11 protein-coding genes and 7 tRNA genes are annotated in these 12,994 nt (G+C 30.7%); 13 read left to right on the top strand and 5 right to left on the bottom strand.

Annotated features, from left to right (window positions below; translation table 11 throughout):
* Nucleotides 1–8: 8 nt before the first annotated feature.
* Nucleotides 9–1,904: a Lon family ATP-dependent protease gene (gene lonC, locus CDLVIII_RS01070; protein ID WP_009167629.1), complete on the top strand. Its 1,896-nt coding sequence runs from the start codon at nucleotides 9–11 to the stop codon at nucleotides 1,902–1,904.
* Nucleotides 1,905–2,037: 133 nt separating this feature from the next.
* Nucleotides 2,038–3,375, top strand: coding sequence for a replicative DNA helicase (locus tag CDLVIII_RS01065; protein WP_009167628.1), 1,338 nt, complete (start codon nucleotides 2,038–2,040; stop codon nucleotides 3,373–3,375).
* A 91-nt stretch (nucleotides 3,376–3,466) separates the two neighbouring features.
* Here CDLVIII_RS01065 and CDLVIII_RS01060 read toward each other — a convergent pair whose 3' ends face one another.
* Nucleotides 3,467–3,808, bottom strand: coding sequence for a hypothetical protein (locus CDLVIII_RS01060; protein WP_009167627.1), 342 nt, complete (start codon nucleotides 3,806–3,808; stop codon nucleotides 3,467–3,469).
* 143 nt (nucleotides 3,809–3,951) lie between these two features.
* Between CDLVIII_RS01060 and proC the strand changes: the two genes are divergently transcribed.
* Complete coding sequence (gene proC, locus CDLVIII_RS01055) at nucleotides 3,952–4,752, top strand: pyrroline-5-carboxylate reductase (protein WP_009167626.1); 801 nt, start codon at nucleotides 3,952–3,954, stop codon at nucleotides 4,750–4,752.
* A gap of 105 nt (nucleotides 4,753–4,857) precedes the next feature.
* Here the strand turns inward: proC and CDLVIII_RS01050 are convergent, their stop codons facing one another.
* Nucleotides 4,858–5,370 (bottom strand): hypothetical protein, encoded by a 513-nt coding sequence (locus tag CDLVIII_RS01050; RefSeq protein ID WP_009167625.1) that lies wholly within the window; start codon nucleotides 5,368–5,370, stop codon nucleotides 4,858–4,860.
* Nucleotides 5,371–5,821: 451 nt separating this feature from the next.
* On the opposite strand from CDLVIII_RS01050, the gene CDLVIII_RS01045 reads away from it, so the two are divergent.
* The 3 genes from CDLVIII_RS01045 (at nucleotide 5,822) to CDLVIII_RS01035 (ending at nucleotide 8,400) form a co-directional block, all read left to right on the top strand.
* On the top strand, nucleotides 5,822–7,108 hold the full coding sequence (locus CDLVIII_RS01045) for an adenylosuccinate synthase (RefSeq protein ID WP_009167624.1): 1,287 nt from the start codon (nucleotides 5,822–5,824) through the stop codon (nucleotides 7,106–7,108).
* 99 nt (nucleotides 7,109–7,207) lie between these two features.
* Nucleotides 7,208–7,390 carry a DUF1858 domain-containing protein gene (locus CDLVIII_RS01040; RefSeq protein ID WP_009167623.1) on the top strand — a complete coding sequence of 61 codons (183 nt, stop codon included), beginning with the start codon at nucleotides 7,208–7,210 and terminating at the stop codon, nucleotides 7,388–7,390.
* Nucleotides 7,391–7,641: 251 nt separating this feature from the next.
* A complete protein-coding gene (locus CDLVIII_RS01035) occupies nucleotides 7,642–8,400 on the top strand; it encodes an acyl-ACP thioesterase domain-containing protein (RefSeq protein ID WP_009167622.1) in 759 nt (252 codons plus the stop codon).
* Between the two features lie 77 nt (nucleotides 8,401–8,477).
* Here the strand turns inward: CDLVIII_RS01035 and CDLVIII_RS01030 are convergent, their stop codons facing one another.
* On the bottom strand, nucleotides 8,478–9,725 hold the full coding sequence (locus CDLVIII_RS01030; protein WP_009167621.1) for an NAD(P)/FAD-dependent oxidoreductase: 1,248 nt from the start codon (nucleotides 9,723–9,725) through the stop codon (nucleotides 8,478–8,480).
* A 307-nt stretch (nucleotides 9,726–10,032) separates the two neighbouring features.
* Between CDLVIII_RS01030 and CDLVIII_RS01025 the strand changes: the two genes are divergently transcribed.
* The 7 genes from CDLVIII_RS01025 to CDLVIII_RS00995 all read left to right on the top strand — a co-directional run bounded on the left by CDLVIII_RS01025 (nucleotide 10,033) and on the right by CDLVIII_RS00995 (nucleotide 10,646).
* Nucleotides 10,033–10,107, top strand: a tRNA-Glu gene (locus CDLVIII_RS01025).
* 16 nt (nucleotides 10,108–10,123) lie between these two features.
* Nucleotides 10,124–10,199, top strand: a tRNA-Val gene (locus CDLVIII_RS01020).
* Between the two features lie 6 nt (nucleotides 10,200–10,205).
* Nucleotides 10,206–10,282 (top strand) — tRNA-Asp (locus CDLVIII_RS01015).
* Nucleotides 10,283–10,292: 10 nt separating this feature from the next.
* A tRNA-Thr gene (locus CDLVIII_RS01010) sits at nucleotides 10,293–10,367 on the top strand.
* A 30-nt stretch (nucleotides 10,368–10,397) separates the two neighbouring features.
* Nucleotides 10,398–10,472, top strand: a tRNA-Glu gene (locus CDLVIII_RS01005).
* A gap of 15 nt (nucleotides 10,473–10,487) precedes the next feature.
* Nucleotides 10,488–10,563, top strand: a tRNA-Val gene (locus CDLVIII_RS01000).
* A gap of 6 nt (nucleotides 10,564–10,569) precedes the next feature.
* Nucleotides 10,570–10,646 (top strand) — tRNA-Asp (locus CDLVIII_RS00995).
* A 224-nt stretch (nucleotides 10,647–10,870) separates the two neighbouring features.
* On the opposite strand, the gene CDLVIII_RS00990 is transcribed toward CDLVIII_RS00995, so the two are convergent.
* Both CDLVIII_RS00990 and CDLVIII_RS00985 read right to left on the bottom strand, forming a co-directional pair.
* Nucleotides 10,871–11,851 carry an ATP-binding protein gene (locus CDLVIII_RS00990; protein WP_035301619.1) on the bottom strand — a complete coding sequence of 327 codons (981 nt, stop codon included), beginning with the start codon at nucleotides 11,849–11,851 and terminating at the stop codon, nucleotides 10,871–10,873.
* On the bottom strand, nucleotides 11,844–12,842 hold the full coding sequence (locus tag CDLVIII_RS00985) for a DnaD domain protein (protein ID WP_035301617.1): 999 nt from the start codon (nucleotides 12,840–12,842) through the stop codon (nucleotides 11,844–11,846). The genes CDLVIII_RS00990 and CDLVIII_RS00985 overlap by 8 nt, the downstream gene beginning before the upstream one ends.
* Nucleotides 12,843–12,994: the final 152 nt, after the last annotated feature.

Raw genomic sequence — 12,994 nt, 5'->3', positions numbered from 1 at the left:
GATTAATTTTGAATTCATATGATGATGTAAGCTTATTGCAGGATATTATTTCAGGAACTTTGTCGTTAGAGTCACAGATAGAAGCATTATTTTCTATAACCAAAAATGTTCTTGATAAAGGAGCATTTAGAGCTAGAACAGTTAGATTTAAATTAGATAAATATATACAATCAGCAAATCCTTGTGATAAAGTTTTTGCATTAAATACTATATTAGCGGAGGGGAAAGATCTAAAGGCCTCACCTAAGAGAGAAGAGCTACAAGAGGCCATAGAAAGAACCGTAAGATTAATTTCAAATGAATTGGCTAAAAGGTATGTTCAAACTAAGATTGAGTCTCAAGTAGAACAATCTATAATGGAGAAACAAGAAAAGTATATAGATGAAGTTAGACTTTCGGTTATAAATAAACAAAAAGGCGTTGAAAATAAGAAAACACTTAGTAAATTAAATAACTTGGTAGAATTAGATAGTAGAACAACGAGTAAAAATATAATGAGTTTTTTAAGGCCTACGAATTTTTCTGAAGTAGTTGGTCAAGAAAGAGCTGTTAAATCATTAATATCAAAGCTTTCTTCACCATATCCACAACATATAATATTATATGGACCTCCTGGAGTTGGAAAGACTACAGCAGCAAGGTTAGCATTAAATGAGGTTAAAAAGCTTTCATTTACTCCATTTGATGAAAACTCTAAGTTTGTTGAAGTCGATGGAACTACACTTAGATGGGACCCAAGAGAAATAACAAATCCATTATTAGGTTCAGTTCATGATCCTATATATCAAGGTAGTAAGAGAGATTTGGCTGAGGTGGGAATACCAGAACCTAAACCAGGGCTAGTGACTCAAGCACATGGAGGCGTACTGTTTATTGATGAAATAGGAGAACTGGATTCTATGCTTCAAAATAAGCTTTTAAAAGTACTAGAGGATAAACGTGTTGAGTTTTCGTCATCATATTATGATCCAGATGATGAGATGATTCCTAAATACATTAAATATCTTTTTGATAATGGAGCACCAGCAGATTTTGTTTTAATTGGAGCAACAACTAAAAGTCCAAGTGAAATTAATCCGGCTTTAAGATCAAGATGTACAGAGGTATATTTCGAGCCATTAGCTTCATCAGATATTGTACTTATAATAAAAGATGCTGCAGAAAAACTGAACGTAAGATTAGAAGATGGAGTTGCAGAGAAGATTAGTAATTATACATTTGAAGGTAGAAAGGCAGTAAATATACTGACTGATACATATGGGTATGCATTACATCGCAGCAAAGAATTTATAGATAATTTAGAAATAAAGTTATCTGATTTAGATGAAGTAATTTCAATTGGACGATATACTCCAATTGAAAGATTGGCAAACATAGATGCAAAAGAAGTAGGTCATGTTTACGGGTTAGGTGTAAGTGGTTTTTTAGGTTCTACAATAGAAATTGAAGCAGCGGTATTTCCTGCAAAGAAAAAAGGCTCAGGTGTAGTTAGATTTAATGATACAGCAGGAAGTATGGCAAAGGATTCTGTATTCAATGCTGCATCTGTTATTAGAAATATAACAGATAAGGATATTAAAGATTATGATATTCATGTTAATGTTGTTGGAGGGGGAAAAATAGATGGACCTTCAGCCGGAGCAGCGATCACAATTTGTGTAATAAGTTCATTGTTAAATAAACCTATAAGACAAGACATAGCAATTACAGGAGAAATATCCCTTAAGGGCAAGGTTAAACCAGTAGGTGGAATATTTGAAAAGATCTATGGAGCAAGAAGAATGGGAATAAAATTAGTTTTAATCCCAAAAGATAATGAGAAAGAAATTCCTTTAAATACTCAAGATATACAAGTTAACACAATTGAATCAATAGAAGAACTTATGAATATTGTGTTTAACTAATTAAGTAAAAAGTCTCCTTAAAAATTAGGAGACTTCTTTTTATCATTAAGAAATGATAAAATTATAATGGCTACATACAAATGATAAAGTTAATGATAATTGTCAAAAGATAATTAGATAGGAGGAATAAGTCTTGGATGCATCAGTTATGAGGAGTTTGCCTCAAAGTATAGAAGCAGAACAATCGGTTTTAGGATCGATGATCATAGATAAAAGTGCCATTGCTAAAGTATTAGAAAGCCTAGAAGAAGAAGATTTTTATAGAGATGGCCATAAGATAATATATAGATCATTATTAGAAATGTTTAGAAATGATATAGCAATAGACTTATTAACATTGTTGGAATATTTGAAAAGCACTGATACTCTTGAAAGGGCTGGAGGAGTAACATATATAACAGAACTTAGCGCTTCGGTACCAACTACTGCAAATCTAAGTGCTTACATAAAAATTGTTTCGGATAAGTCTACTTTGAGGAGATTAATTAAATCATCAACGACTATAATTGAAGAAAGTTATAACAATCAAAGTAATGTTGAAGATGTTGTAGATAGTGCAGAAAAGAAAATATTTAATATAGCGGAAAAAAGAACGACAAAGGATTTTGAACCGCTAAGTGATGTTTTAGAAAGAGGATTTGCTCAAATAGAGAAACTTTTTAATAATAAAGGTACAATTACTGGTGTTGGATCTGGATTTACTGATTTAGATGCGAAGACTTCTGGTTTTCAAAGTGGAGATATGGTATTAATTGCAGCTAGACCATCAATGGGAAAAACAACATTTGCATTAAATATAGTAGAACATGCCGCACTTAAAGAAAATAAAAGCGTTGTAGTATTTTCTCTGGAAATGTCTAAGGAACAATTAGCATATAAACTGCTTTGCTCAGAAGCTAATGTTGATATGTTAAGGCTTAGAACTGGTACTTTAGAGGATAAAGATTGGGAGAATATTGCAATGGCAGCAGGACCTCTTTCAAAGGCAAAAATCTATATAGATGATACTGCCGGTGTTACTGTTATGGAAATGAGATCAAAATGCAGAAGGCTTAAAATAGAATATGGAATAGACTTAATTGTTATAGACTATTTGCAGCTTATGTCAGGGGGAACTGGTACCGACAATAGGCAACAAGAAGTATCTGAGATATCTAGATCTATTAAGGCATTAGCAAAAGAAATGGAATGCCCGGTCATAGCATTATCACAGCTATCTCGTGCTCCAGAGCAAAGAGCAGATCATAGGCCAATGTTATCTGACTTAAGAGAATCAGGGTCTATAGAGCAGGATGCTGATGTAGTTATGTTCTTATATAGAGATGAATACTATAACAAAGAAACTGAAGATAAGAATATTGGTGAATGCATAATGGCTAAACAAAGAAATGGTCCAGTTGGTACTGTTAAACTTGCTTGGCTTGGACAATACAGTAAATTCGGTAATTTAGATGTAATTCACAGAGAATAAAATAAAAAAAATAAGAAATAATACTAATAAATAAAGATATAAGAAGTTTGATTTCTTATATCTTTGAATGTATTTATGTTAATATAGTATATTAGGATATCTTTGAGATTATTAATTTTATGCTGTCTTTATGATCATGAAGCAATATATTATTTAAATCAATCTTTGATAAATAGAAAATTTTTTGATAAAGAAAATTTTTAGAATCATTATTATTAAGAAATATTTTTAAAATTAAAAAATTATTTTTGTAAGACATTTCTAATACATGCTTATTATCATAAAATGAGTTAATATTAATGTAATAAAATTCCGGGCTTTCTTCAAGCTCACATGTGGGAAGCTGTTCTTTCGGCTCAGGATATAAAATGGCAGTAATAAAATCCTTAGGGCTTAGCAAAGAATTGTTATATATTAAAGAAGTATCTTTCATATATATTCCTCCCTTCGTATTTAATTATAGTTTGCCATTTTTAATACAAGCTATTCTATGATTATAGTGGATTAATATTAATATATTCATATAAAATAATAAAATTTCAAATTTAACTAAAAAATTTTAATGGGGGCTAAAGCATGAGTAAAAAAGTTGGTTTTATAGGTTGTGGAAATATGGGAAGTGCTATGGTAGGTGGATTAATTAAATCAGAATTTTTAGAAGCTGATAATATAATTGTTTCTACAAAGACTGAAGAATCTGCTAAAAAATTAAAGGAGCAATTTGGAATAGCAACGACTTTAGACAGTAAATTAGTTGCAAAAGAAGCTGATGTTATAATTTTGGCTGTTAAGCCTTTTATGTATAAAGATATGATAACTAAAATTAAATCAGAATTAAGTAAAGACAAGTTAATCATAACTATAGCAGCAGGAATCAGTATAAGTAATATGGAGGAATGGGTTGGAGAAAATGCTAAAATAATTAGAACCATGCCCAATACACCAGCTCTCGTAGGACAAGCGATGTCAGCAATATGTCCGAATAAGAACGTAAATGATGAAGATTTAGATTATTGCATTAGAATATTTAAAAGCTTTGGAGAATGTGTTCAGTTAGAGGAAAAGGATTTTCATGGATTTACAGCATTATGTGGATCTTCACCTGCATACGTATTTATGTTTATAGAGGCTATGGCTGATTCAGCAGTAAAATTAGGTATACCTAGAGTTAAGGCTTATAAGATGGCAGCACAAAGTGTGCTAGGAGCCTCTAAGATGGTACTAGAGACAGGAAAGCATCCTGGAGAATTAAAAGATGCCGTTTGTTCACCAGCTGGAACTACAATTGATGCAGTTGTTGAATTAGAAAAGCTTGGATTTAGAAATAGTGTAATACAGGCTATGGATAAATGTGCAGAAAAATCAAAGAACATGTAATTATATATTAAACTTATTTTAATGGATGTATAGAAGATATGGTGCTATACATCCATTTTTATATGGAATTTTATGAAATATTTAATAAGTATAAGTTAATATTTATTAAAAGAAGCCGAGGGATTTACATACCTTTTGGTAAAATTCCAGATCCATATGATTATTAAAGAAACAAGGAAATTTCATATCATAATTTCCCCATATAGTTATAGGTTTATTAAAAAAATAAAAGGTAACAAAAAAAGTTTCTCTTGTATTTAAACGAACTAAAAATGGGATGAGAGATTTATCACGAAGAGCATAAAAAATACCATTATGCTTTATAGTATTTAAGTGAAGCTCTAATATTTCTTTATCTTCCATTGGTATTAATTCAATAAGCCTTTTTTTATCACTTTCTGAAAGTTTGCTTATATAGAAATCAATATAAACTTCAGAATTGTTATTTTCAAAGACTTTTTCAACGAAGCTAATTAATTTGTTTTCACCATCATCTACATCGGAGGCTTCAAGAGTAAAGTTCTGAAATGAATTAAAACCGTCAATTATGTTATTAAATCTTATGTTAATTTTATTTTTAAACTCATCATCACTTATAGGGATTAATAATTTTTTCATTTTACGTTCTCCTAATAAAAACTAATATTAATTTTATAGTAATCAAATCATTTTATATTGTCTATAATTACGCACAATTATAAATTAATAAGTTGTGGAAAAAATGCTAATGAGTAAACCTGTGGATAATTTTCATGGAAAATGAATGTGGATAAAAATAAGTTGTTTTGTGAAAGCTTTAGAGTTTTCAATGAATATTCATTAAAAATATTTATAAACATGTTAATTATAATTAATAATAGTAAAATATGAATAAAAGTATTGTAATATAAGCTAATAATCCGAATTATTTATAAAAAAAGCAAAAAATTATTCGATATATAGTTGACCATAGAAAGCTACTTTGCTACTATTTAAAAGGAGAGATTAAAATATTTAATGAAACTCCAAATTGATATATAGAAATTAAATTTAACAGGCAAACTTTATATAATTAAGGGAGGCAATATAAATGTCAGCATTTATTGTTTTAGGAGCTCAATGGGGAGATGAAGGGAAAGGAAAGATGACAGATTACTTAGCAGAAGAAGCTAATGTAGTTGTTAGATTTCAAGGTGGAAATAATGCTGGTCACACAGTAGTGGTTGGCGACAAAGAATACAAATTGCGCTTAATACCATCTGGGATTTTATATGAAGACAAATTAAACGTTATAGGTAACGGAGTAGTTGTAGATCCAAAGGCTTTATTCGAAGAAATAGATTACTTAGAAGGTATTGGAGTTAAAATTTCACCAGAGAAATTAATAGTAAGTGATAGAGCACAGCTTATAATGCCATATCATAAGGTATTAGATAAGTTAAAAGAAAAAGCTAGAGGAAAAAATGATATAGGTACTACAGGCAGAGGAATTGGACCTTGTTATACAGATAAATTTGAAAGATGTGGAATCAGAGTATGCGATTTAATGCATGAAGATGTTTTTGCAGAAAAATTAAAAGAAAATATTGAAATGAAAAATGCTTATATTACTAAGGTATTAGGTGGAGAAGCATTAAATTTTGATGAAATATTAAATGAATATCTAACTTTAGCTAAGAAATTAAGACCGTTTGTTCAAGATACATCTGTTAAGGTATATGATGCAATTAAAGCAGATAAGACTGTTTTATTTGAAGGTGCCCAAGGAATGTTATTAGATATTGATTATGGTACATATCCATATGTAACATCATCTAATACAACAGCAGGAGGAGTTTCTAGCGGTACAGGTATAGGGCCTAATATGATTACCAATGCAGTTGGTATAACAAAAGCGTATACTACAAGAGTTGGTAAAGGACCATTCCCAACAGAATTGCTTAATGAAACTGGAGATTGGATTAGAGAAAAAGGCCACGAATATGGTGTAAACACAGGAAGATCAAGAAGATGTGGATGGCTAGACTTAGTTATAATTAAAACTGCAGTCAGAGTTAGTGGTTTAACCTCATTAGCTGTTACTAAAATTGATACTTTAGCTGGTTTAGAAAAAATCAAGGTATGTGTTGGATATAAATTTAATAATACAGTTATAGATTACTTCCCGGCAAGCTTAGAAGATTTAGCTGAATGCGAACCAATCTATGAAGAGTTTGATGGTTGGGATGACAGTGTAGCTGATGTTAGAAGTTATGATGAGTTGCCTGAAAATGTTAAGAAGTATTTAGCAAGAATATCAGAATTTACAGGCACTAGAATTTCAATAGTTGGAGTTGGTCCTAAGAGAGATCAAACAATGAGAATAGATAGTTTATAGTCTAGTATTATGCTCGGGTATTGACTTTCAGCTTGGTATAAAATATAATTCTATTGTAAACAATAAATACATAAAGTTATATTTAAAGAGGGTGAAAGTATGATAACTAAGGATATGACAATAGGTGAAGTAGTTAATACTGATGCATCTAAGGCACAAGTATTAATGAGTTTTGGAATGGGATGTGTTGGATGTCCATCTGCTCAAGCTGAAACTTTAGCAGAAGCTGCAGTAGTACATGGATTAAATCTAGATGATTTATTAGAAGCGTTAAATAGATAATAATATTTTGTTTAGTTAAGAGGATTTTCTTTTTGGGAAGTCCTCTTTTTATTTTAGTTTATTGTGTTAATATTAGTATATAATAGAGAATTTTATATATGAGAAATATAACATAATAGTAAAGGGGGAAAGAAATTATTGCAAGCCTGAAAATGATGTTTATCAAGCCAGTATACTGTAACAATTAAGCCTTATATATGTTGGCAAAATATTGAAAATTAATAAATATTTTAAGCGTGCAATAAGCAAGTATGAGTAAAGATTTTACAAAGAAATATGAGATACATTATTATGAAGTAGATGCTAAACTGAAATGTAAGTTATCATCAGTAATTGATTTTATTTGCGATGTAGGAACCCAGCAATCAGAATCTCTTGGCGGTGGAATCGAGTTTTGTGAAAAAAATAATTGCGCTTGGGTATTTTATAAGGACGATATAAAAATGTATAGGTACCCAAATTTTGGTGAAACAATAACTATTAATACTCAGCCAATAGGTTTTAAGAAGTTTTATGGATTAAGAAAATATACTATCGCGGATGAGAAAAACAATATTATTGGAGAGGCATCTGCATTATTTTTTTTAATTGATATTAATAAAAGAAGACCTACACGAATACAAGAAGAACAATATGATATGTACGGAATAGATGGAGATGTAGACTATGATATAAGTATGGATAGAATTGAGAAATTAGATAATGGACAATACACTAAGCAATTTAATATTAGATATAGTGATATTGACTCCAATAATCATGTTAATAATGTTAAGTATGTTGAATGGGCAATTGAAGCTGTTCCACTTGAAATAATTAATAGTTATAGCATAAGAAGAATTAAAATAATATTCGAAAAAGAGACTGTATATGGGGAAAGTATATTGTCATCTGCAACTGTAAAAGAGATTGATAATGACAATCTAAAATCGTATCATACAATAAGAAATTTAGATGGTACTGAAGTTACAGTATTAGAGGCTGAGTGGGAAAAGTTACAGGATAATTAAAATAAAAAAAGTTGTGATAAAACCTAGAATATTAATAGTGTTTTATTACAACTTTTTTTATTATTTATAAGAATTACTTAGAGATTTTGAGACGCTGATTTTCCAGCTAAGTAACCAGAACTCCAAGCCCATTGAAGATTAAATCCGCCACAATCTCCGTGAACATCTAAGATTTCTCCACAGAGGTATAAATTTTTAACTAGTTTAGATTCTAAGGTTAAGTTATTAACTTCGCTTGTATTTATACCACCTGTAGTAACTTGGGCGTTAGAAAAGCCATTTGTGCCAATACAATTGAAGTCCCACTTTTTAAACGTATCAACCAGCCTGTTAATATGCTTCCAGCCGATATTGGAGCAAGGCTCATGAATATCCTTTATTCCGACATCCTTTAAGATTGTAGGAATTAATTTTTTATGTATAACTCCAATTAAAGCTGAGGATATTTCTCTGTAGTCAAAGGTGGAAAAATGTGTAGAAAAGAAATTTTCAACATCTTCTTTGCTTTCATGCGGAAACATATCTACCCTGATTATTACTTTTGAATTTTTAGAAAGTGCTTTAGAAGCATAAGAAGATAATTGTAATATCGGTGGACCAGAAATCCCATAGTCTGTAAATAAGATCTCTCCAATTTCAGTACGAATAATCTGATCATCTATTAATATGGAAGCAGATCCATCGAATTTAATTCCTGATAAAGCTTTTAAATAAGGATAATCTAATTTCAATTGGACAATTCCAGGAAGTGTTTCTGTAATGCTATGTCCTAGCGATTTACCTAATCTATATCCTGAACCATCAGAACCAGTTTTAACAGCAGATTTTCCGCCACAGCTCAAAATAAGCTTATTGCAAGAAAGATTAGTATACTCATCGCTGCTTGTGGTTAAAACAAAGTTCTTCTTCTTACTTACAGAAATTACTTTACAATTTGTGTATAAAGGAATTTGTCTATCATCTAAGGCCATTCTGAGTATATCTATTACAGAAGAAGCTTGAAGAGATTTTGGATACATTTTGCCATTCTCTAGTTCTACCAAGGGCAAACCAAGAGATAAAAATATGCTTTCAGTATCTTTAACAGTAAATTTATTTAAAGCTTCTTGGAAGAAGTCATTATTTTCACTATGAAAACATTTATATGGATACGAAATATTTTTATTTGAAATGTTACATCTTCCATTGCCGGTTACAAGAATTTTCTTTCCGATTCTATCGGTGCCTTCTACAACAGCTACATCTGCGCCAAATTCTTTAGCTATAATTGCAGCCATTAGACCTGATGCACCACCACCAGCAATTATTAAATCGTGATAAATCATTTTTAATCACTCCTTATTTATATAATACATAAATTTTATCACAGTAATAACCGGGTTAAAAGAATTAGTGTGAAAAGTGCATTATTTCGGCAGATTATTAGATTTACCAGCGCTTAAGGGGATAGTTAAAATAGTACTTATGTGTTAAAGATTGGATTGAAAAAATAATTAAATCAGATAAAAATAAAAAAAATGAAAAAATGTGTTGACACGCAATCTAAATTTAGGTATTATAGTCTATGTGGTCAGCAGCTTGAATAACTAAAGGACATTAAGTTTTGACATTCAAGAGTGAAGACAATAGCATGGCTCCTTGGTCAAGCGGTTAAGACACCACCCTTTCACGGTGGTAACAGGGGTTCGATTCCCCTAGGAGTCACCATTTATATCTATCTTATGGGCGCATAGCTCAGCTGGGAGAGCACCTGCCTTACAAGCAGGGGGTCACAGGTTCGAGCCCTGTTGTGCCCACCATAAGATGGCTCAGTAGCTCAGTTGGTTAGAGTGCCGGCCTGTCACGCCGGAGGTCGAGGGTTCGAGCCCCTTCTGAGTCGCCATTTAAAATATGCTGGCATGGCTCAACGGTAGAGCAGCTGACTTGTAATCAGCAGGTTGTAGGTTCGATTCCTATTGCCAGCTCCATTTTAAATAAACATATAAAAAACTTAATATGGCTCCTTGGTCAAGCGGTTAAGACACCACCCTTTCACGGTGGTAACAGGGGTTCGATTCCCCTAGGAGTCACCATTTTATCTATCTTATGGGCGCATAGCTCAGCTGGGAGAGCACCTGCCTTACAAGCAGGGGGTCACAGGTTCGAACCCTGTTGTGCCCACCATAAGATGGCTCAGTAGCTCAGTTGGTTAGAGTGCCGGCCTGTCACGCCGGAGGTCGAGGGTTCGAGCCCCTTCTGAGTCGCCAAGTATAAACAAGCTTTAGTGTAAAATTAAAGCTTGTTTTTTTATTTAATAAAGAAGAAAGTAAATATTTTATTTTTATGAACATTGTAATTTCTATTACACTATGTGACTATTGGAATATAATTAATATAATTTCAAATGTGTAAGTTTACATATAATAATTATAATTAAGTATAAAAATGAAGCTATAGTATATTTATCAATATATACTTATAGCTTCATTTTTTATCTGCTTTTCTGTAAATTCTTTTTAATTCTTATATCTTCTGAATAAAATTTGCAAAGCCTAAACTCACCAATTAATCTAGAGGCAATTCTTTCGCTATATTGCTTTGTTATACCTGGTAGTGTTAAATTGGTTGATATGAGCATTTTCTTTTTAGTAAGAATTCTTTTATTAATTACAGTAAAGAGCTCTGTTACTGAGAATTCATTAAGATATTCAGCACCTAGATCATCAATTATTAGCAAATCACATTCTAAGATTAATGATTCTAAAGAGGAATCGTTATTAAATCTAATGTCTCTCAAATTCTTAATTAATTCATCAGAGGTCTTATATATTACTAAATAACCCATATCTAGCACAGCCTTAGCTATGCAGTAAGATAAGTAAGTTTTTCCGCTGCCAGGATTACCATAAAATAATAGATTTGTTGATGTTTTTGAGAAGTTCGGAAGATAATCTTTTAATATATAGTCCAGATTATTTTCCATGTTTTTTCTTGGAGAAAATTTCTCTTCCCCAAGTTTATGACTTGAAAATAAGTTTAAATCAAAATTATCAAAATTGTTATATGATATTGTGCTCTCTAACTCAGAATTTTTATAATATAATTTAATTAATTTTTGTTTGTAACAGCTACACTTAACATTACCTATAAAGCCTGTATCTTTACACTTATTACAGTGATAATGTAAATTTAAGTATTCAGGATCATATCCTCTTTCAACCAGCATTTCACATTTTTTTATTCTTAGGTCAGTTATACTTTCCTTATAATCGTCTACTGCTTTTTCACCATCAGTAGATTTTAAAATGGAAACTGCCATTTGTAAGGATAGCTTTTGAATTTTATTATCTAATTCAATAATTTCAGGGTATTTTTCGGATATTTCTTCTTTTCTAATTTTTAAAGCTTTAGCTTCATCTTCTCTAAGTTTTTCATATATTTTTAAAATTTCAGTTTGATAGCCTTTAATCATCATTATCCCATCCTAAAAGTTTTTTTTCTAATGAATCATAATCATATTCTCTTGCTTCAAAATTATTGAATTTAAGAGAGGATTTATCATTATTATTAGAGCCGTAATTTTTTGGATATTTAGAGTTTTTAGTATTCTTATTATCTTTAAGGGCTATGTCTTCTAGAGTTCTAATATTGTTTTTATTCCAGTTAGTTAATATACCATCAATATATTTAAAATCTGCTCTATTTAATCTCTCGAAACATACATCACAGGCTTTAAAAACAATTTCATTTGAAAATTTATATATAAGAAGCCATTTTTCTATTAAATCTTGTTGGGGTTTCATTATATCAGTATTATTTATACCAAGATAATTTAATATTTTTCTTATGTTGAGCCACTTATCTTCTGCCTTTTTTATTAAGTTTTGAGCTTGTTCAATGGTTGTTATTTTTTGATCATGCCAAGATAAGGCGACTTTTTCTATATAACGTGAATCGCTTTTTCCTTTTGATATACAGTATTCCATTAAAATTAAAATTAATTCAGAAGAGAAGCCAAATTCTTTTTGCCAATTTAAGTAAGTAGACATTTCATTTGGAGATAATGGTCTAGCTAGAAGCATTTCTATATCTTTTAACATATCCTTAGTATTAGAGCTATCAAGAGCTTCTAACAAATCGACTTGATTATTAGTTTTAACTGTTTCTTCAGCCAGCTCCATGAATTCTACATTAAAGTTTCCCATTTTATCTATTTGAGTAAGTTTTATAACTCCTTGATCGTTCCAATAATTCAGTGCATTCATAATGTCTGATTCCAATAAATTAAGTGAGGAAGCTAGTATTGATGAGCTAACGCCTAACTCGCCAGAAATATTATGCTTTAGCATCAACAAATAAGTTTTTACAAATTCACCTCTAGCTTGTGGCATATATCTTTCTATGAATACATTGCTAACAGGAGTGAAGTTAAGAAAATTATTTTTTAACATAAATGTGCTCATTCTGTTTACTACCTACCTTTCTAAGTATTTTTCCTTTTAAATTGCAAAAAAGCAACAAATTAATGTGTGTAAATAATTATAGCATATTATGAGTATAATGAAGTGAAATATTAATTAACAGTAGTTAAAATAATGATTTTGGCTATTTACAT

Source organism: Clostridium sp. DL-VIII, assembly GCF_000230835.1.
GTDB lineage: Bacteria > Bacillota > Clostridia > Clostridiales > Clostridiaceae > Clostridium.
The sequence above is the reverse complement of the archived record's forward strand: the minus strand, read 5'-3'. Positions and strand labels throughout refer to the sequence as shown.

What these genes read in the sequence shown, in the direction of transcription:
- CDLVIII_RS01060 (WP_009167627.1), bottom strand. Translation starts at nt 3,808, where the DNA reads ATGAAAGATACTTCTTTAATATATAACAATTCTTTGCTAAGCCCTAAG.
- proC (WP_009167626.1), top strand. Translation starts at nt 3,952, where the DNA reads ATGAGTAAAAAAGTTGGTTTTATAGGTTGTGGAAATATGGGAAGTGCT.
- CDLVIII_RS01050 (WP_009167625.1), bottom strand. Translation starts at nt 5,370, where the DNA reads ATGAAAAAATTATTAATCCCTATAAGTGATGATGAGTTTAAAAATAAA.
- CDLVIII_RS01045 (WP_009167624.1), top strand. Translation starts at nt 5,822, where the DNA reads ATGTCAGCATTTATTGTTTTAGGAGCTCAATGGGGAGATGAAGGGAAA.
- CDLVIII_RS01040 (WP_009167623.1), top strand. Translation starts at nt 7,208, where the DNA reads ATGATAACTAAGGATATGACAATAGGTGAAGTAGTTAATACTGATGCA.
- CDLVIII_RS01035 (WP_009167622.1), top strand. Translation starts at nt 7,642, where the DNA reads ATGAGTAAAGATTTTACAAAGAAATATGAGATACATTATTATGAAGTA.
- CDLVIII_RS01030 (WP_009167621.1), bottom strand. Translation starts at nt 9,725, where the DNA reads ATGATTTATCACGATTTAATAATTGCTGGTGGTGGTGCATCAGGTCTA.
- CDLVIII_RS00990 (WP_035301619.1), bottom strand. Translation starts at nt 11,851, where the DNA reads ATGATTAAAGGCTATCAAACTGAAATTTTAAAAATATATGAAAAACTT.
- CDLVIII_RS00985 (WP_035301617.1), bottom strand. Translation starts at nt 12,842, where the DNA reads ATGAGCACATTTATGTTAAAAAATAATTTTCTTAACTTCACTCCTGTT.